The sequence below is a fragment of the Nisaea sp. genome, from assembly GCF_039990255.1.
Classification (GTDB): domain Bacteria; phylum Pseudomonadota; class Alphaproteobacteria; order Thalassobaculales; family Thalassobaculaceae; genus Nisaea.
Genome location: NZ_JBDXGG010000018.1, coordinates 14,971 through 34,208 on the forward strand (window position 1 = coordinate 14,971; position 19,238 = coordinate 34,208).

The 19,238-nt window shown below is 58.4% G+C and carries 19 protein-coding genes; 10 read left to right on the forward strand and 9 right to left on the reverse strand.

Features of this window, described 5'->3' with window-relative positions; all coding sequences use genetic code 11:
- Positions 1-26: 26 nt before the first annotated feature.
- Positions 27-986, reverse strand: coding sequence for a phosphate/phosphite/phosphonate ABC transporter substrate-binding protein (phnD, locus tag ABJ076_RS10305; RefSeq protein ID WP_348189679.1), 960 nt, complete (start codon positions 984-986; stop codon positions 27-29).
- Positions 987-1,256: 270 nt separating this feature from the next.
- Complete coding sequence (locus ABJ076_RS10310) at positions 1,257-1,736, reverse strand: MarR family transcriptional regulator (protein WP_348189681.1); 480 nt, start codon at positions 1,734-1,736, stop codon at positions 1,257-1,259.
- A 341-nt stretch (positions 1,737-2,077) separates the two neighbouring features.
- On the opposite strand from ABJ076_RS10310, the gene ectA reads away from it, so the two are divergent.
- The 7 genes from ectA (at position 2,078) to blaOXA (ending at position 8,463) form a co-directional block, all read left to right on the forward strand.
- Positions 2,078-2,578, forward strand: a complete 501-nt coding sequence (gene ectA / locus ABJ076_RS10315; RefSeq protein WP_348189683.1) for a diaminobutyrate acetyltransferase — start codon at positions 2,078-2,080, stop codon at positions 2,576-2,578.
- A 68-nt stretch (positions 2,579-2,646) separates the two neighbouring features.
- Positions 2,647-3,921, forward strand: a complete 1,275-nt coding sequence (gene ectB, locus ABJ076_RS10320; RefSeq protein ID WP_348189685.1) for a diaminobutyrate--2-oxoglutarate transaminase — start codon at positions 2,647-2,649, stop codon at positions 3,919-3,921.
- Positions 3,922-3,965: 44 nt separating this feature from the next.
- Positions 3,966-4,364, forward strand: coding sequence for an ectoine synthase (locus ABJ076_RS10325; protein ID WP_348189687.1), 399 nt, complete (start codon positions 3,966-3,968; stop codon positions 4,362-4,364).
- A 43-nt stretch (positions 4,365-4,407) separates the two neighbouring features.
- On the forward strand, positions 4,408-5,868 hold the full coding sequence (locus tag ABJ076_RS10330; RefSeq protein ID WP_348189691.1) for an aspartate kinase: 1,461 nt from the start codon (positions 4,408-4,410) through the stop codon (positions 5,866-5,868).
- Between the two features lie 119 nt (positions 5,869-5,987).
- The gene (ugpC, locus tag ABJ076_RS10335) at positions 5,988-7,031 is read left to right on the forward strand and encodes a sn-glycerol-3-phosphate ABC transporter ATP-binding protein UgpC (protein ID WP_348189693.1); all 1,044 of its coding nucleotides are present in this window, start codon (positions 5,988-5,990) and stop codon (positions 7,029-7,031) included.
- Between the two features lie 121 nt (positions 7,032-7,152).
- Positions 7,153-7,557 carry a RidA family protein gene (locus tag ABJ076_RS10340; protein ID WP_348189695.1) on the forward strand — a complete coding sequence of 135 codons (405 nt, stop codon included), beginning with the start codon at positions 7,153-7,155 and terminating at the stop codon, positions 7,555-7,557.
- 90 nt (positions 7,558-7,647) lie between these two features.
- The gene (gene blaOXA, locus ABJ076_RS10345; protein ID WP_348189697.1) at positions 7,648-8,463 is read left to right on the forward strand and encodes a class D beta-lactamase; all 816 of its coding nucleotides are present in this window, start codon (positions 7,648-7,650) and stop codon (positions 8,461-8,463) included.
- A gap of 198 nt (positions 8,464-8,661) precedes the next feature.
- Here blaOXA and ABJ076_RS10350 read toward each other — a convergent pair whose 3' ends face one another.
- The 5 genes from ABJ076_RS10350 to ABJ076_RS10370 all read right to left on the reverse strand — a co-directional run bounded on the left by ABJ076_RS10350 (position 8,662) and on the right by ABJ076_RS10370 (position 14,696).
- Positions 8,662-10,632, reverse strand: coding sequence for an ATP-binding protein (locus ABJ076_RS10350; RefSeq protein WP_348189699.1), 1,971 nt, complete (start codon positions 10,630-10,632; stop codon positions 8,662-8,664).
- Complete coding sequence (locus ABJ076_RS10355; RefSeq protein WP_348189701.1) at positions 10,617-11,459, reverse strand: phosphate/phosphite/phosphonate ABC transporter substrate-binding protein; 843 nt, start codon at positions 11,457-11,459, stop codon at positions 10,617-10,619. The genes ABJ076_RS10350 and ABJ076_RS10355 overlap by 16 nt, the downstream gene beginning before the upstream one ends.
- 204 nt (positions 11,460-11,663) lie before the next feature.
- Positions 11,664-12,953 carry an ABC transporter substrate-binding protein gene (locus ABJ076_RS10360; RefSeq protein ID WP_348189703.1) on the reverse strand — a complete coding sequence of 430 codons (1,290 nt, stop codon included), beginning with the start codon at positions 12,951-12,953 and terminating at the stop codon, positions 11,664-11,666.
- An 11-nt stretch (positions 12,954-12,964) separates the two neighbouring features.
- The gene (locus ABJ076_RS10365; protein WP_348189705.1) at positions 12,965-13,807 is read right to left on the reverse strand and encodes a carbohydrate ABC transporter permease; all 843 of its coding nucleotides are present in this window, start codon (positions 13,805-13,807) and stop codon (positions 12,965-12,967) included.
- Entirely contained in the window at positions 13,797-14,696 is a 900-nt protein-coding gene (locus ABJ076_RS10370; protein ID WP_348189707.1) for a sugar ABC transporter permease, read from the reverse strand. Before ABJ076_RS10370 ends, ABJ076_RS10365 begins: the two co-directional genes overlap by 11 nt.
- Before the next feature lie 246 nt (positions 14,697-14,942).
- Between ABJ076_RS10370 and ABJ076_RS10375 the strand changes: the two genes are divergently transcribed.
- On the forward strand, positions 14,943-15,305 hold the full coding sequence (locus ABJ076_RS10375; RefSeq protein ID WP_348189709.1) for a MerR family transcriptional regulator: 363 nt from the start codon (positions 14,943-14,945) through the stop codon (positions 15,303-15,305).
- Positions 15,302-15,901 carry a short chain dehydrogenase gene (locus ABJ076_RS10380; protein WP_348189711.1) on the forward strand — a complete coding sequence of 200 codons (600 nt, stop codon included), beginning with the start codon at positions 15,302-15,304 and terminating at the stop codon, positions 15,899-15,901. Before ABJ076_RS10375 ends, ABJ076_RS10380 begins: the two co-directional genes overlap by 4 nt.
- Before the next feature lie 48 nt (positions 15,902-15,949).
- Here ABJ076_RS10380 and ABJ076_RS10385 read toward each other — a convergent pair whose 3' ends face one another.
- The gene (locus tag ABJ076_RS10385; protein ID WP_348199765.1) at positions 15,950-16,660 is read right to left on the reverse strand and encodes an aspartate/glutamate racemase family protein; all 711 of its coding nucleotides are present in this window, start codon (positions 16,658-16,660) and stop codon (positions 15,950-15,952) included.
- 33 nt (positions 16,661-16,693) lie between these two features.
- Positions 16,694-17,395 carry a GntR family transcriptional regulator gene (locus ABJ076_RS10390; RefSeq protein WP_348189855.1) on the reverse strand — a complete coding sequence of 234 codons (702 nt, stop codon included), beginning with the start codon at positions 17,393-17,395 and terminating at the stop codon, positions 16,694-16,696.
- Between the two features lie 140 nt (positions 17,396-17,535).
- Here ABJ076_RS10390 and ABJ076_RS10395 point away from each other — a divergent pair, with 140 nt between their 5' ends.
- Entirely contained in the window at positions 17,536-19,236 is a 1,701-nt protein-coding gene (locus ABJ076_RS10395; protein WP_348189857.1) for a thiamine pyrophosphate-binding protein, read from the forward strand.
- The last annotated feature ends 2 nt before the right edge of the window (positions 19,237-19,238 follow it).

A 19,238-nucleotide genomic window follows, 5' to 3' on the forward strand; every position in this document is an offset into this window, starting at 1 on the left:
TCATCTTACAGGTTTAAGTTTGTTGGTTATTTACAGTTGTAGGAAACACCGTTGGCGGTGTCGATTTTGCGGATCACTTCCCAATATTCCTTGTAGGTGATCGGGAGGAACTGTTCTTCGCCGGACCGGGCAAACTCTTCTTTCAGTGCGGAGCCTTCCCAGTTGAAAGTGAAGAACGCTTCCTTGATCTTCTCCTGCAGTTCCGGCTTCAGATTGTAGGCATAGCCAAAGCCGGTGGTCGGGAAGGTCTGGGATTTGTAGATCGAGATGACCTGATCCTGCTTGATCACGTCGCGTGCGACCATGCGGTGCCAGACGGAGTTGGCAATGGCCGCGGCCGGATAATCCTTGTTGGCAACGCCAAGGATGGAGTTGTCGTGCTTGCCGGAGAAGACCGGCTCGAAATCGCGCTCCGGTATCATGTTGTAGTCGGCTTTCAGGATCGCGGACGGGGCTTTAAAGCCGGAGTTCGAGGTCTGCGAGGTAAAGGCCATCTTCTTGCCTTTGATATCCTCGACCTTCTCGATGCCACTGCCCGGATAGGTGATGATTTCCATGTTGTAACCGAAGCTTCCGTCCTGCGATGCCATGATGGCGAAGGAGACGAAACCGGCGCAGTTCACGGCCAACGGGTTGGAGCCGGTGTTGAAGCCTGCGACATGCAGACGGCCGGCGCGCATGGCTTCGATCTGGGCGGCGTTGGACTGAACCGGGAAGAACTGTACCTTTTTGCCGGTCACGCCTTCCATGTGGCGCAGGAACCCGTCCCAGACCTTGGCATAGACCGCCGGGTCTTCGACCGGCGTATAGGCGAAGATGAGCGTGCTTGGGTCGACCTGCTGGCTCGGATCGGTCGGCGTATCGGCGACTAGATCGCCATTCTTGTCCTGGAACCGTGCATCAAGGGCATAAGACATGCCCGACCATCCCATGGTCACGGCCCCGAAAGCTGCGGCTGCGAAACCGATAATCCCGCGTCTATTCATAACGGGTAACCTCCCTGTTTTTCCGATTGGGCCCTTCCTTTAGCGGAAGGGCGCTTTCATTTGAAGATGTAGAAGTTCATTCGAAAGCGAACCTTTCGCCAGAATGAGTAAATTGTCGAGCGGAACCGTAGGGCACGCTGAGAAAAATCAGAGTGCATAACGCGCGGCCCGAAGGCTTTCGCTCGTCGGAAAGCCTCTCTTCGAGATTTACGCTGTCTTCAGTGTCGGCCGAATCGCCGTTGCCAATCTAGCAGTGGGGGCTCGGTCAGATCAGGCTTCGCGGTCGAGTTCACCGATATCCAGTACCGGCGCTGCATCTATTTCCTCGGCGTCGAGCATCGTGGCGATCCGCTCCAGGCTGGCCACCAGCATCATTTGCTCCCAGTCCTCCAGCTTGTCGAAACGCTGCCGGAAGACTTCCTGCAGATCGTCGGGAGCCTTTTCGAGAGTGTTTCGGCCGCTATCGCTCAGGCTAAGCCAAACCTGTCGGCGATCAGCATGGCCGCGTTGTTTCACCACGAGCCCCTTGGCTTCCAGCTTGTGGACCAGAGACGTGGTTGTGGCCTGGGTTATGCCCAGCCTGGACGCAATTGTTCCCGCCGTGCACTCGACCTCATCGGCGAGGGTTTGCAGCAAAAGCAGCTGAGAGGCGGTGATGCCTGATACACGGGAGAGCGCCCGGGCCCGGTTCTCCGTTGCCCGCAATATACGGCGGAGCACCACAAGGGCGTGTTGTGACTGATGGTCCATAATGTCTCCGAAAATTCGCGGCCCGACTATGAACCGATGGAGGGATAGCGAGAAATTATTTTAGTTTTATGAGCTAAATAATAATTTCCCCTAATTGCGCCATTTGTTTCGGATTGTCGGCATAAAAAGTCTGATTACGACATCTTGGGTTGTGGTGAGAATCATGAAAAAAATTGATTGGCAAAGCAATGGAAATAAAAATGTCTCATTTGCGACATGTGGTCGTTATTGACAAAATTAGTTAGTCTAACTAAATAAATGCCACTTAATCAAAAGGGGTGGCTATGAAGATCGAGATATCTAAAGACCGATCTCGTAAGAAGGCAGGCCGGAAGGGTGGCGTGAGCTTTCGTCGTCCTACATCCACGGACGGCGCGTCCGTTTGGAATCTGATCTGCGATCTGGACGCGCTCGACGATAATTCCATGTACTGCAACCTCCTGCAGTGCACGCATTTCGCAGAGACCTGCGTGGTTGCGGAGTTGGACGGGGACGTGATCGGCTGGGTGTCGGCATATCTTCCGCCGGCCAAGTCCGGAACCCTGTTTGTCTGGCAGGTCGCTGTTGCTCCCGAGGCACGGGGACGCGGGCTTGCCAAGGCTATGCTGCGCGACCTGCTGACGCGGGGCGCCTGCGAGGATGTCACGTATATGGAGAGCACGATTACCAAGGACAACGAAGCGTCCTGGGCTCTCTTCCGGTCGATTGCCGGAGAGGTCGAAGGTGATCTCAATCACAATCCGCATTTCCGGCGTGACCAACATTTCGATGGTGAGCACGCAACGGAACACCTCGTCCGCATTGGGCCAATCGAGCGCGATCGCTACGCCAGTGCGGCCTGAGCGCCGCCGCCGTGCCACTAATTGTTCGTTCGCCCCAGTCATAAAATTCAGGCCATAAGGAGCTGAAAATGACGACCGATCTTTCCGTTTACGAGAATGTTGAATCAAATGTGCGCAGCTATTGCCGCAGCTTTCCGGTCAGCTTCACCAGCGCCTCCGGTGCCGAGATCACGGGTGAGGACGGCAAGACCTATATTGACTTCCTGGCCGGTTGCTCGTCGCTCAACTACGGACATAACGACGAGGATATGAAGCAGGCGCTGCTGGATTACATAACCAGCGACGGAATCGCCCATGGCCTCGACTTCCACACGGAAGCCAAAGGCGCTTTTCTGGAAGCGTTCGACCGGATCATCCTGCAGCCGCGCGAGATGGATTATCGTCTGCAGTTTACCGGCCCGACCGGCGCCAATGCCGTGGAGGCCGCGCTGAAATTGGCGCGCAAAGTCACGGGTCGCGATCGGGTCGTCGCTTTTACCAACGGCTTCCATGGCGTGACGCAGGGGGCGCTCGCTTGCACCGGTAACGGTTATCACCGCAGGGGTGCCGCCCGTCCTCTCGATGGTGTTGACCGGATGCCGTATGAAGGCGCGCTGGGTCAGGACATCGATTCCCTCAAGGTGCTTGAGGAGATGTATCGTAATCCGTCCAGCGGCTTCGAAGCGCCGGCGGCCTTTATCCTGGAAACGGTTCAGGGCGAGGGCGGGCTGAACCACGCCAGCGCCGATTGGCTGCAGGGTGTCGAACGGCTGGCCCGCGAACTCGGCTCATTGCTCATTATCGACGATATCCAGGCCGGTTGCGGGCGGACAGGCACCTTCTTCTCCTTCGAGAAAATGGGCATCGCGCCGGATGTCGTGACCATGGCGAAATCGCTTTCTGGCATGGGTCTTCCCTTTGCCATGGTGCTGCTGCGCCCGGAGCTCGATATATGGTCTCCCGCAGAACATAACGGCACGTTCCGTGGCAACAATCACGCCTTCGTAACGGCCCGCGTTGCTCTGGAAAAATTCTGGTCCGATCCGAGCTTCGCCAAGAAGGTCGAGGCAAAAGCCGAGTTGCTGGAAGAGCGGCTTAAGAAGATCGCCATTAAGACCGGCGGCAAGGTCAAGGGACGGGGGATGTTCTGCGGCGTCGATGTTGGCTCCGGTGAGCTGGCGGATGAGATCTGCCGGGAGTGTTTCGAGGACGGCCTGATCATCGAGACCTCTGGCGCCTTTGGCGAAGTGGTCAAGGTGCTGGCGCCGCTCAGCATAGATGTGAGCCTGTTCGAACAAGGGCTCGACATCGTGGCGAAGGCCGTCGATAGAGTTATCAAGGCTCGACATTCTAAAGCAGCCTGACCGGCGAGCCGATTTCAAATTACCTGTATAGATGAGAGTTAGAGATGATTGTCCGTACCTATGATGAATGCCGCGATACCGACCGCCATGTCGTGACGGAAGGCTGGGAAAGCGTGCGCATGCTGCTGAAGGACGACAAGATGGGCTTCAGCTTCCATATCACGACCATCTTCCCGAACAGCGAGCACGAGTTCGAGTACAAAAACCATTTCGAATCAGTCTATTGCGTCTCCGGCGGCGGCTCGATTAAGGATGTGGCGACCGGCGAGGAGCATCAGATCGGCGTTGGCACCATGTACGCGCTGGACGAGCATGACCGGCATGTCCTGAAGGGCGGCCCGGAAGGCATGGTCGTGGCCTGCTGCTTCAATCCCCCGGTGTCCGGGCGCGAAGTGCATGACGAGACAGGAGCTTATGCAGCCGATGTCGATGACGCAGCCTGATCAGGGCGCGTCACATCGCTGATACAACTCCATTGGAGTCATCATGCTAGAGCCAATTGAGCCGCGTCATAACCATACGGTGGAGAAAATCGGCGGAACGTCGATTGCCAACACAGAAGCGGTTCTGAAAAACGTTTTTCTGCGCACGCACGCAGATACGGAACCTTATGGCCGTATCTTCGTGGTCTCGGCCTATGCAGGAATGACCGACCTGCTGCTGGAACACAAAAAGACAGGGGCGCCGGGCGTGTTCGCGCATTATGCGGGCTCTGACTCCGACTGGGCCTGGGGCGATTCCCTGACCGAACTCGGTGACGCAATGATCGCCAAGAACGCCAATGTGCTGGGCGACCCGGCTTCGCGCCGCCTGGCCGACGGCTTCGTTCGAGACCGGGTCGAAGGCGTGCGCACCTGCCTGCTCGATCTGCAACGGCTTTGCACCCATGGCCATTTCCGGCTGGACCATCATATGGAAACGGTTCGGGAAATGCTGGCAGGACTTGGTGAGGCGCACAGCGCCTTCAACACCAGCCTGCTGTTGAAGGATAACGGTCTGAATGCCGTCTTTGTCGACCTGACCGGTTGGCGGGACGAAAGCGATCCGACCCTGGATGAGCGGATTTCCGGCGCGCTGGAAGGGATCGACTTTGCCTGCGAGTTGCCGATCGTGACGGGCTATGCCCATTGCCGTGAAGGCATGGTGCGCCGGTTTGACCGGGGGTATACCGAAGTGACGTTCTCCCGGCTTGCCGTCGTGACCGAGGCCGGGGAAGCGGTAATCCACAAGGAATTTCATCTTTCCAGCGCGGATCCGAAGCTGGTCGGCGAAGGCAAGGTCCGGACCATCGGGCACACGAACTATGATGTGGCGGATCAGCTCTCCAACATGGGCATGGAAGCGGTGCATCCGAACGCGGCGAAGGGGCTGCGTCAGGCAGGTATCCCGCTCAGGGTCCGGAACACGTTCGATCCGGCCGATCCGGGCACCATGTTCGAAGGCGATTACGTTTCCGAGGAGCCGCGTGTCGAGATCGTTACCGGTCTTAAGGATGTGCATGCGCTGGAGTTTTTCGAGCAGGAAATGGTCGGCGTCAAAGGCTACGACACCGGCATTCTGGAGGCGCTGAAGCGGCATCACGTCCGCATTGTCACCAAGACCTCGAACGCCAACACGATCACGCATTATCTGGCCGGCTCGCGCAAGGCGGTGAAGCGGGTGATCGCGGATCTCGGCGCGGCCTTCCCCACGGCGGAAATTTCCACCCGGAACGTCGCCATCGTCTCCGCCATCGGCAGCGACATGTCTGTGCCGGGTCTCGACGCCACGGCGCTCGTGGCATTGAGGGACGCGGGAATCGAGCTGCTTGGTGTGCACCGTCTGTCCCGCAAGGTGGACATGATGTTCATCCTGGAAGAGAGCCAGTTCGAGGCGGCAATCTCGGCGCTGCATGCGGCTCTGGTCGAGAGTGATACGGAAACGGCAACCGAACGCGCCGCTGCCTGAAAACCCCGGATAATTAATTTACAGCAAAGGTCGGCCTAGAATACGGGCCGGCCTTTGTACGTTCACACGTCTGTAGTCTGTTTTCGCTAGAAAGACCGCTTCGAAAGCAGGAGTGGTCGATGAGCGGAATTCGCTATCAGGGTGTGTCCAAGAGTTTTGGTGATGTCGAGGTGATCAAGAGCCTCGATCTGGAAATCGCTGACGGCGAGTTCGTGGTCTATGTCGGCCCGTCCGGCTGCGGCAAGACGACCCTGCTCCGGATGATGGCGGGACTTGAGACGGTCTCCGATGGCCGGATCTTCATCGGTGAGGCTGACGTCACCGATGTGCCGCCGAAAGACCGGAACATCTCCATGGTGTTCCAGAATTACGCCCTCTATCCGCATATGAGTGTGGCCGATAATATCGGTTTCGGCCTGCGCCTGAAAGGCGTGCCGCGCGCGGAGCGGGATGTGGCCGTGCGCGAGACGGCAGAGTTGCTCGGCCTTGGCGCCCTGCTCGAGCGCAAACCCCGAGCCCTTTCCGGTGGCCAGCGCCAGCGGGTGGCGATGGGCCGGGCGATCATCCGGCATCCGGAAGTCTTCCTTATGGACGAGCCGCTGTCCAACCTTGATGCACAGCTCCGTAACCACATGCGGACCGAGATCAAGGCGCTGCAAAGCCGGCTCGGCGTGACCACGATCTATGTGACGCACGATCAGGTCGAGGCCATGACCATGGCTGACCGGATTGTCGTGCTGAATGGTGGCGAGATCCAGCAGGTCGGCACCCCGGACGAGCTTTACTCAAACCCGGCGAACAAGTTCGTCGCCGGTTTCATCGGCGCTCCGGTGATGAATTTCTTCCCGGCGGACTGGCTGTGGAAATCCGACGCGGCACGGCTTGCCTACGGCGCGTCGGAAATCGGCATCCGCCCGGACCGTCTGCGCCTCTGCCAGAGCGAAGGGCCGCTGCCGGTGCAATGGCGGGCCCGGGTTGAGCTGGTGGAGCCGCTCGGCGGAGAGGCCCTGGTTCATGTCGCTTTTGATGGTCAGAAAGCCTGTCTGAAACAGCGCGACAACATCCGCCCTGCTGCGGGGGAGGAGATCGAGATCGGCTTTGATATTGGCGACGCGCATTTGTTTGCGGCGGATGGAGTGGCACGAGTTGCGGCTGCGGGCTGAATATTGGCTCCCTAATCCCGTTATCTGGCCTGAATCGGCTTCGGGCTGCTAGGCTGGTGTGAATATGCGGCGTCAATTCCCGCCGTCCTGCAGCTCAAATTCCAGACCTGAGGTGATATGAATGGCCAAGCGCGCAATTGTGCCGCCCGCGCTTCGAGCGGCGTCTGAAAAGCTCAACATGTCTCCAGCCATTCTTTCCGGTGGTCATGTTTTCCTGACCGGTGCCACCGGAGGCGATTTGCAAGGACACATGCCGGATGATCCTGCCGCGCAGATGCGGAACGCTTTTCAGAAGATACAACTCATTCTTGAAGAGGCGGGGCTGTCGCTCCAGTCCATGGTGGAGATGACTACTTATCATGTCGGGTTGCGGGGCCATTTCGAGACTTTCGATGCAGTCCGACTGGAGTATCTGGAGGCCCCTTATCCGGCATGGACAGCTGTTGAGGTTGCCGGGCTGAGGCGGGAAGGCGCGGTTATCGAGATCCGTGCGGTCGCGAGCATCGATATCGATCCGGATAACTAAACTACGCCCAATTGATGTCGATTTCACGCTGTTCTTTATGACGGGCGCAAGACGCGCAATAGGAAGGTCGTTGCGCGGGATGGAAACGATATGACGCGTTCATTTTTACATCCGATGACAGCACTCTTCCTGTTGGCAGTGATTGTGTCGGTTCCTGCTAATGGCGCGACGATCTGCACCATCGTTCTGGATGCAAATACCGGCGAGCGTCTCATCGATGAGGGAGCATGCGAGACTCGCCAATCCCCGGCCTCGACCTTCAAGATCGCCATCAGCCTGATGGGATATGATGCAGGAATTTTGCAGACGCCAGAACAGCCTGAATGGCCCTTTGAAGAAGGCTATATCGACTGGCGGAAGGCCTGGCGGGCACCCGCCAACCCGACCCGCTGGATGAGGGAGTCTGTTGTCTGGTATTCGCAGCAGGTGACACTGCGCCTCGGCGCCGAGCGTTATGCAAAATATGTGGATTGTTTCAGCTACGGCAATCGGGACGTCTCCGGGGGTCCGGGTAACGGTAATGGTTTGACGGAAGCCTGGCTCAGTTCCTCTTTGAGAATTTCCCCGCTGGAGCAAGTCGGGTTTCTGCGGAAGCTGGTACGCCGCGAGTTACCGGTCAGCGACGGTGCGGTGCGCAATACGGCGACGCTCCTGAAGCATGAGCCACAGCCAGGCGGTTGGCTTGTTTTTGGTAAGACCGGAACCGGATTACCGAGGGATAAGGCAGACCGGTTGCTGCGTGGGAAGCCTTTTGGCTGGTTCGTTGGCTGGGCTGAACATTCCGATGGGAGCGTAGTTTTTGCGCGCTTGATTCAGGAAGCCAAGCGACCGTTGCGCCCAGCCGGTTTATTGGCGCGGGACGGCTTGCTGGACGATTTGTTCGGACCAGACGGGCATCTGAATTAAAGGTCGCTGATTGTTCCTACGAGGAAAGCCCCGCCATGACCGGCGGGGCTTTCCTTTGGGTATGACTGCGCCTGTTTTAGTGTCAACGCGGTTTGACAGGCACGCGGAGCTATTACGGCATTGATACTCTAAGACTCCGGATTGGTCGGCGGGCACCATGAGGACGGAAAATTACCGGTTCAGACCCGGTCAATCCGATCATCCGGTCTCCGAGACAGGCAGCCAGATCCGGATTTTCGTCCCGCCATCGGCTTTATCTTCGACGATCAGCTTGCCTTTGTGCGTGTCGCAAATGATCGACTGGCACAAAGAGAGCCCCTGACCTGTCCCTTTGCCAACCTCTTTGGTCGTGAAGAATGGATCGAAGATCCTGTCCCGGATTTCCGGAGGAATTCCTGGTCCGTTGTCGGAGACCTCAATCCAGATACCGGAGTTTTTGTCCGCACGAGACCGAACACCAATTCTTCCCTGAACGTCTGACTCAGACGGCTTCCAAATCTCGGAAATCGCATCTGTCGCGTTGACAATAAGATTGACGATCACCTGCCCCAACTGACCGGAATTTGCCACTGTCTGGGGAAGGGTTTCGTCCAGATCCTCGTCTAAAGATGCGACGCACTTCCATTCACTCTCTGTTATCGCGATGGCGTTGCGGATGGTCGCGTTGATATTCACATCCGTTTGCATTGTGTCTTCCGGGCGGGCATAGGTCTGCACTGCGGAAACGATGTCCCGGATTCTTGTCGTTCCTTCAAGAGCTTGACGGATTGAGGTCGGGAGTTCCTCTTCAAGGAAATCGATATCGTACTGCTGGTGATATACTGCGAGATTATCACTCTTGTCGGTGCCCGAGAGGTCATCGGCCAGAGTCTTCGCGTAAGTGAAGAGATCGGCTATGGCTTCTTGAAGGAAACGCAGATTGTCGTTGACGAATTGAGCCGGGGTATTGATCTCGTGTGCGACTCCGCCGGCGAGTGTTCCCAGTGACTCGAGCTTCTGTTTTTGCAGAAGATTTGCTTCCAGGCGCCGTGTGCGCTCTGCGCTCTCATGTAGTTCACTGACGTCCGTATCGACCAGGATAAGACTGCTGTCAGGGGTTCTTTGTTGTGTCGAGAGAATGATGCGGCCATTTGCGAGTTTAACTTCGCTCGTCTCGTAGGGCGCCTGGCTTCTGTGGATGTGCAGGCGGGCCGCCAACATGTCGGTGGTGGATAGTGCGCTATCGCTGTCCGGAATGGATGTCGCCGCATGCGAAAGCTCTAGAATGTGGCCAGATTGTTCGGCGATAACGGCCTCGAAATTTTGCCCCTCTGCGGTCGTTGCGTCGGAAAGCTGATGCAGTTGGCGATAACCTTGGTTCACGTGCAGAATTCGGTCTTCGGAGTCGACTAAGGCGATACCGAGTGGCAGAGCTTCTATCGCCGCATAGAGCCGGGATTCCGCTTTCGCGCGCTTGTCTTCAGCGCGCTCGAGAGCCTCTTCGAATTTCTGTTTGTAGGAACTGAGAGCATTCGACATCTCGTTGAAGCTTGAGGCCGTTTGCGCAAGTTCATCCTTGCCGTAGACGACAGTCTGAAATCCGAAGTCGCCACTGGCGACGCGATGTGCGGCTGTTTGCAGCCTGACCAGCTGACGAGTGAGAATTTGGCCGAGTATCAGGCCGAAGATCGCCACCAGGACGATCTCCGTTGCGGCGATACTCAGCATCCAGTCCCGTGCCTGTTTCAGGGTCGCGGAAAGTTCTTCGGTCGACAAGCCGATCTCGACCTGTCCGAAGATGTGGTCCCCAATCCTGATCTTCGCCGCCACATCGAGGACGGTATCTTCAAGCGCACTCTCGGTCGAGCTATCTTCCTTGAAGTCGCGGGCCAGTGCGGCAGGAACCCCGTTCTCGGAAAGGACCTGCCCTTCCGCAGATCTAATACGGGCATATACGATGCCGGGGTTTCGGGCCGCTTGCTGGACCAACTCATCCAGCGTCGCCAGATCGAGAGCGACGGTGGCATCCGTGGTCATCGTCGCGAGCAGATCGGCGGCCGTATGAGCTTCGCGGAAGATCCGCTCTTCGTTTGACGTCTGGATATAGTACAGACCGCTTAGTACCAGAACCGCGAGGAGCAGTATCTCGATAGCAGCAATGCCAAGGACTGTCTTCAGTCTGAATGACATGTGCCCGCCGCCGCATTAACGACCTTGGTCTGGGATTTCGAAAGGCCCAAGGAGCGGACGTCGTCCCAATCCTTGTCCGAGCTTATATCTATACCGGTCATCCCCAGAGCTTTGAAGGCCTTCGGATTGCGCTGGGACAGAGTATGCAGGGACGCGCTGACTTTGGCACGTGCTTCGTCGGACAGGCTGCCTTTGACTGCAAAAGCATGCGGGGTATAGCCGTCGGTCTCATAGAAAATGCGCAAGTTTGCCCTCACATCCGGTGCCACGGTGTTCCAGGTACGGAGCACGCCGCCACCAGCGGGGAGCAAGCCGTCCGCGACCGCCCGATAGACAGAGTCATGGGACTTCACATAGACCGGCGTGAACGCGATGCCTCTTTTGCTCATCTCCGCCCGCGGCAGAACGCTGGCACCGAAAGCCGCTGGCGAGGGGAAGGCGAGACGCTGCGAGTCCAGATCCTTGAGCCCTTTTATGGGGGAATCTTTCCGGGTGACGAGGATTCCCTTTAGCTTCTTTTTGCTCTGCTTGGCGATCGCCTGATAGCCGCTGAGTTCGTGGAATACGACATAATGGTAAGGGTTCATGTATGCGATGTCGTACACGCCCTTGGAGAGACAGGCCTCGAATGTAGGAATGTCTTTTGCCGTAGCAAACTTGAACTGAATACCCGTGTCTTTTGCCAGATCGGCCAGGACCGGGAGCCAGACCCTCGCAAGGCGGCTCGCAGACTGTTGCGGAACAACCCCGAAGGTCATCGTTTCCGCCCGCGATAGTTCTGCTTGTGACAGCAGGATCAGCAGTGATAGCGCAATTGTTCGAAGCATGATGTCCTCCTTTTCTCTTGTTGGCGAAAAGATACGGGACAGGCTTCAACGGAAATATCCCCAACTGGGGACCATGTTTGTCTTTAGCTGGGATCTTCTGTTTCAGATGAGGTGTGTGCCGGCCAGATGCTGCTGCATGTGCTGGATATGGAAAGCCCCGCCAGAGTCCCGGCGGGGCTTTCTCTTCGAGTATGTCGGCGCTGTTTATTTCAGTGTCAGAGCAGTCTGTTCGGCATAAGGCGCCAGCACGGCATCGGCGTTCTTCTGGGCCCGTGCGGCTGCTTCACGGAAGGTCAGCTCCGGATCGGAGAGCAGGGCCTGCATCTCGTCTTCCACGGCTTTGCGGACGGCGACGGTGTTGTAGGTCGCGATCCACGGACCGGCATAGGCGAGCTGTTCGACGGCGCGCAAAGCGTCCGGGTGCTCGGCGGTGAATTTCTTCATTTCCGGCAGGTCGTAGGCGGTCTGGCGCGGGGCGAAGTAACCTGTGAAGCGGGACCAATGGCCGATTTTCTCCGGGGATGTCAGCCAGGAGATGAATTCCCAGGCGCCTTTTTTCTGGGCGTCTGTCGTGCCTTTGAAGGAGACCAGGGAGGCGCCGCCGATCGGAACCGAGTTACGGATATTGCGCGGCATGAAGGCGACGTCATAGTCGAACTTCGCGTTCTCGCGGACGAAGGTGAGCGCTCCGGTGGAGAGCACGATCATCGAGGCCTTGCCGGAGAAGAAGGAGGTGGATACCTGCTTGGAGTTGGTCACGCCCGTCGGCATCGCTTTGTGCTGATGCGCGAAATCGCGCCAGAACTTCAGCGCGCCCTGGGTGGAAGCGTGATTGTAATAGATCTCGCCCGGATAAACCGAATTGTAGAACTGACCACCATTGGCCATGGTCAGGGCCTGCACCAGCCAGCCGTTATAGTCATAGTTGGACGGCATCATGATACCCCAACGCTCTCCGTCCGGCTTGGTCAGCTTCTTTGCTGCATCGACCCACTCGGCCCAGGTTTCCGGAGCCTTGGTGATGCCGGCTTCTTTGAAATGTTCCTTGTTGTAGTAAAGGATCGGGGTCGAGTTCTGGAACGGGATGGAATAGACGTCGCCGTTGAAATAGGCGTTCGGGCGCACGGCCGGCCAGAATTCCTGCATCAGGCCGTCGAGATCGGTGTCGCCCGCCAGCTCCTTCATCGGAACGATCAGGTCGTTCATCGCCAGTTCGGTGGCGAAGTTGGCGCTCATCAGCACCACTGCCGGCGGCCTGCCCGCTTCGGCGGCCGCCTGGGATTTCACTTTGGTGTCGTCATAGCTGCCGGTAAAGACGCCGACCACTTCGACGCCGTCCTGGGAGGAGTTGAATTCCTTTACCAGCTTCTGCATCTCGCGGGACAGCTTGCCCTGTACCGGGGCCGGGAACATGAATTCGATACGCTCGGCCGCACCGGCGGACGAGGCGATCAGACCGGCGCAGAGAGCGCCAATCGCAGATCTGAAGAACATTGCTAAGCTCCTTATTTCACGCCGGATGACATGAAACTATTGACGAATTGCCGCTGGAACGCCGTGAAAGCGATGAACAGCGGCGCCATGATGAAGAGCGTCCCGGCGGCGATCAGCCCCCAGTCCGACGCTCCCTCCGCGCCTTGCGCGAAGCTGACGAGGCCCACGGTCAGAACCATCTTGTCCGGATCGTTGATGACCATCAGGGGCCAGAGAAATTCGTTCCAGTGATAGACCACCGAAACGATGGAAAAGGCGGTGAGCCCGGGCAGCGAGAGCGGGATCAGGACGTGGCGCAGCACCTGCCACCAGGAGGCGCCGTCGATGATCGCGGCTTCCTCGAAATCCTTCGGGATGGTGCGGAAGGTCTGACGCATCAGGAAGGTGCCGAAGGCCGAGCCCCAATAGGGCGCCATAACGCCGATCAGGCTGTCGTAGAGGCCGAGATGCACCAGCGTCGTCAGGTTCGGCACGATCAGCACCGGCGGCGCCAGCATCAGCTGCAGCAGGAAGATGTAGAAGATCACTTCCTTGCCGGGAAAGTTGATCCGCGCGAACGCATAACCGGCGAGGCTGATGGTCACCAGTTGCACCACCAGCGTGCCGATGACCAGGATCGTCGAGTTCAGGAACCAGAGCGGCCAGTAGCCATCCTCGATGGCGTACCGGTAGCTCTGCAGCGTCGGCACGAAATCCGGGATGAGCGAGGCCATGCCCAGCCCGCCGCCTGCGTCCGGGCGGAAGCTGGCGATCAGCATCCAGAGAAACGGCGTCGACCAGAGGAAGACCACGGCACACATGACGGCGGCGACCAGCGCGCCGGGAGCGAACCATTGTTTAAAATCAGGTTTCATAATGCACCTTGCGTTCGACGGTGCGCATGGACAGGAAGGAGAGTGTCAGCAGGGCGATCAGGGTGACGACGGTGGCCGCGGTCGCCTTGCCCAGATCGTAGAATTCATGGGCCTGCTGATAGATGTAATAGAGCAGCAGGTTGGTCGAATTGTTCGGCCCGCCATCGGTCATGACGATAACATGGTCGATCTGGCTGACCGCGCTGATCAAAGCGATGACCAAAACGAAGGCGAAGGTCGGCCCGAGCATCGGGATGATCACGAAGTAGAGCCGCTGCAGCCAGTTCGCGCCCTCGATCTTCGCCGCTTCCTCTGCGTCCTGAGGTACGCCCTGCAAGCCGGCAAGGAAGAACAGCATGTAATAGCCGGCATTCTTCCAGGTGGTCAGCGCCATCAGGGAGACGAGAGCGAGATCGGGATTGCCGAGCCAGTTGGTGGCGGAGATGCCGAGCTTGGCGAGGTAATAGTCCAGCAGGCCGATATCCGGCATGAAGACGAAGATGAAGATCGCCGCGGCACCGACCAGCGGCACCAATGTCGGGAAGAACAGGATGGAGCGGAGGATGGCGGACAAGTTCGTCGTCTCGCGGAGCGCCAGCGCGAACAGAAAGCCGAACAGCACACTCGGGATTACCGTGCCAGCGGCATAGAGCGCGTTGTTCGCCAAGGCGCCGAGAAAATGCGCGTCCTGGAATATCCGGAAATAGTTTTCTGCACCAACGAATGCGCCGCTGTCACCGACCCGCTTCTTGTCCGAGAGCGAGGCCAGCAGGACTTGCAGCATCGGCCAATAAGTGAAGGCGGCGAGACAGAGAAACGCCGGTAGCAAAAGAAGATATGGGCGCGCCGATCTGAAGGGGTTTGGCGCTTCCCGGGCAGACTTGTTCACGGCTCTCAACCCTCCTCGTTACGTGAGGAGGGTTGGGTATCACCATCGTTCGAACGCTGCTGTCACCGCCATGTGAAACTTCCGGGAATGATTGAAGACGAAACGAAGATGCGGTTGCGCGCGCGCTCGAACCCACTCAATCCTAATGAGTTGAAACAGCCGGTTGCTGGGAGATTATCTCCTTGACCTGGAGTCACTCCAGATCTTTAGGCTCCTGAGCAAGAGAGATTTGGGGGCTGTGTTTCAATGAAAATTGCAGAAGTAGCCGCCAGGTGCGGTCTGAGCATCGACACAATACGATATTATGAGAAGGCAGGCATTTGCACCGCGATCCAGCGTGGGTCGGATGGAAAGCGCCGCTTTTCTCAGGAAAATCTGGACTGGCTGATCTTGCTCGCATCGCTTCGCGAGACCGGAATGCCGAACAGGAAGATGAAGCATTTTGCCGATCTCTATCAGCGCGGAGACGCAACCGTTTGCGAGCGTAAAGAGATGCTTCGGGATCATCAGAAGCATTTGGAATTGCAACAGTCGCGGTTGTCCAGATGCCGAACGCTGCTCGACCACAAGCTTGGGCTCTATGACGAGATACTTGGCGGGAAATTATGAAGATCATCGTTGTCGGAGCCGCTGGGGATATCGGTAAGGCGGTCTGCGAAGAACTGGGCAGGCGCCACGATTTGGTCCGGGTTGGCAGATCATGTGGTGATATCCGGGTCGACATTTCTGACCGCGCCTCGATCGACGAGATGTATGCGCTTGTAGGTCCGGTTGATGCTGTGGTCTCGACAGCGGGGGATGTGCATTTCGGGCCACTGGAGGATCATACAGACGAAACATTCATGCTCGGTTTGGGGCAGAAAGTTATGGGGCAGATCAATCTTGTCCTTGCCGGGTTCAATTCAGTTGGTCCTGGCGGATCTTTCACGTTGACAAGCGGCGTGCTCGATCGCGATCCAATTCGTATGGGGGCGGGTGCTGCGACGGCAAATGGCGCGCTGGGAGGTTTTGTTGTTGGAGCGGCCATTGAGATGCCTCGCCAACAAAGGATCAACGTCGTCAGCCCCGGTCTGCTGGAAGTCTCCGTGCCGCGGTATGGAAAGTGGTTTCCCGGTCACGATCCGGTTTCATCGGAGCGTGTGGGAAGGGCTTATGCAAAGAGCGTCGAAGGCGCGATCACGGGGCAAGTGATTATCGTCGAGTAGGCCCGGTTGCGGCTGCCGCGGTGAATGACGCCTGGCCCAGGGGCGGATCTAGAACCGGCGCGGGACGAGGCCCGACTGGAACCAGGAAACAAAGCTCAGCATCGAGTAGACGGGCAGGCCGGTGGCGTCCCGGATATCGGCGGCATAGGGCAGCATGTTGGTGCATTCGAGAACGAGCGCGCCGATTTCCGGATGGTCTCTCTGCATCTTCAGGGCTGCTTCCACATTGTCCGCGCGCGCGGCTTCGACATCGAGTTCAAGCTCGTTGTTCAGGATTGCGCGGGTGAATTCCCGGCCGCCTTCGGTGCTGCCGATTGGTGTGCCTTCGGGCACGCCGGCTTTTTCAAGGTGCGCTGGGGTCAGGGTCGAGGCCGAGATGGTGAGGACGCCAGCCCGCTTTCCGGCGGGCAGCAGCCGGTTCACCATATCCACCTGCATCAGCGAGGATGTTGCGACCGGAACGCCGACTGCGCTCGCCAGTTCTTCCTGAAAGAGCGAAAGAAAGCCGCAATTGGTGGTGATGCCGTCTACACCGTCGGCGACCAGACCTTTGGCTGCGTCGATGAAATTATCTAGCAGGCCTTTGGCGCCGCGCCGCACCACCCGGTCCGGAGAAGCGTCGCGGACCACGCGGTAATGCACTGGAAAATCCCAGGTCAGCGCATTGCCCATGTCGCCCGGAATGCGCGGGAATTGTGCTTCCAGCATGAGAATGCCGACTGAGGCGCCGTAAATCGCCTTCCCGCCGCGTGCTTTCATGTCCGTTCTCCTGATCGTCAGTCTTCCTGGTCTTTAGTCTTCATGGGGCTCGAACTGCCGGTCGAACAGCTCTTCGGGGCCTGCCATGTAGATGTTCGAGAAGCTTTCCTTCACCGACGCAACGATCTGATCCATCCGGCGGCGGATATGCTTGCCGAGGATCTCGGCGGCCCGGTCCGCATTGCGGTCCAGCATCGCTTCCATGATCGCCTTGTGCTCACCCTTGGTCTCTTTGACCCGTGATGACATGTCGAGCCAGCGGATAAATCGGATGCGCTGATTTATCTGCCGGAGGTGCAGCGCGAGTTCGTGATTGCCGGAAAGCTCTGCGATGGCGACGTGAAAGGCCTCGTCCCGTTCGGTTACTTCGCGCACAGTGTTGCCGACATAGGTAAGGCCGTTCGCCAGAAGGTCGTCGTTCAGGGCTTTCAGTTCCGCATCGCTAGCGCTTTCGCAGGCCTTGCGGACGGCGGCCAGCTCCAGAATTTCGCGCAGCTCGTAAAGCTCATAAACCGAGCGCGGGTCCAGCTCCCTGCAGAAAAACCCGAGCCCTGGTTTGAAATCGATCAGCTGTTCCGTGACGAGGCGGTTCAGCGCTTCACGCAGCGGCGTGCGGCTGACCGCCAGCTCGCGCGAAAGGCCGATCTCGTTGATCCGCTCTCCCGGCCGGAACTGGAAATTCACCGCACGTTCCTTCAGCCGCACATAGGCCTCTTCCACACGGCCTTCACTCATGGTGTTTCATCCGAACAGTTTCTTACCGATGCGCCTTGACTCCAGCGTTGCCCTTTTACAACATGCAGGCCTGTATACAGTACTGTGTTCAAGTATATCCCACCAGCGCATTCCGCGCGTCACCCGAGGAAATTGATAAGATGGACAAGTCGATGGGCAACCGGATGACCGGGGCAGAAGCTATGGTCCGTATGCTTGAAGCCCATGGTGTGAAGCACATGTTCGGGCTTTGCGGCGATACCACGCTGCCCTTCTATGACGCGATGGCGCGGCTCGATCACGGGATCGAGCACATTCTGACCCGTGACGAGCGTCATGCAGCCTATATGGCCGACGCCTATGCCCGCGTGACCGGGCGCCCGGGTGTCTGCGAGGGGCCGTCCGGTGGTGGGGCGACCTATATTCTTCCGGGCGTGGTCGAGGCGAATGAAAGCTCCGTGCCGATCATGGCGATCACCACTGACGTCTCGACGACGGCGCGGGGGCGCTATCCGCTGACCGAGCTTGATCAGGTGGCGATGTTCCGGCCGCTGACCAAATGGAACACCTCGCTGGACGATGCATCGCGTCTCCCGGCGATGATGCGCACCGCGTTCCGGGCCATGACGACGGGCCGTCCCGGTGCGGTTCACCTGGCGCTGCCGTTCGACACCCAGAAGGGGGCGGTAGACGATGCCGAGATCTGGGCCGATCCGGGGCATCGCACCTATCCGGCGGAGCCCTCCGGACCTGACATGGTGGCTGTGAAAGAAGCGGCGAAGATCCTTGCCTCGGCTAAGTCTGCGGTGGCCGTCTGCGGCGGTGGGCCGGTGATTGCGGGGGCGACCGAAGCCCTCGGGCAGTTGGCTGCATTGCTCGACCTGCCTATTGCGACCAGTGTTTCCGGTCAGGGCGCCATTGCCGAGACCGACCCGAACGCAATCGGTGTCGTTGGCTCCAACGGAGGCGTGCCAACCTCCCGCGCGGTGACGGACGAGGCGGATGTGATACTCTTCATCGGCTGCCGGGCCGGGTCCGTGACCACGGAACGCTGGCGCTCGCCCGCGCAGGATAAGACCATCATCCATATCGACAGCGACCCGATGGTGATCGGTGCCAATTACAACACCGCCGTTTCCATCGTTTCCGACGCGCGGCTGGCGCTTGAGGCGCTGAATGTGGAAGTCGCGGCGATTGACGGTCGCAACATGCAAAACGGCAAAGCCCGCGCCGCGTCCGCCTGGGAAGGCAAGCTGAAGAACTTCCTGCCGCTTGCGACAACAATGGAACGTCCGATACGGCCCGAACGGGTGATCGGCGACCTGATGGACCTGCTGGATGACGATGCCACCATTGTCGCCGATCCGGGTACGCCGTGCCCTTACTTCTCCGCCCATTATCGCTGGCCCCAAGCAGGCCGACATTTCATCACCAACCGGGCGCACGGTGCGCTTGGCTATTCGCTGGCTGCCGCGATGGGCGCCTATATCGGCCGTCCGTCTTCCCAGACCCTCGCGGTCATGGGAGACGGCTCGTTCAATTTCTGCTGTGGCGAGTTCGAGACCATCGTGCGGGAGAAAATGCCGATCAAGAGTATCGTCTTCTCCAACTCGGTCTTCGGCTGGATCAAGGCCGGGCAGGATTCCGGTTTCGGCAAGCGTTTCTATAATGTCGATTTCTCCCGCACCAACCATGCCGCCGTCGCCAGTGCCTTCGGCGTGAAATGCTGGACGGTGGAAGACCCGGCGGAATTCAAATCGGTAATGAAACAGGCGCTGGAGCATGATGGTCCGACACTGGTCGATGTCATCTCCCAGCCGCTGCACGAAGCCGCAGCACCGGTCTCGGAGTGGATTGCCTGATC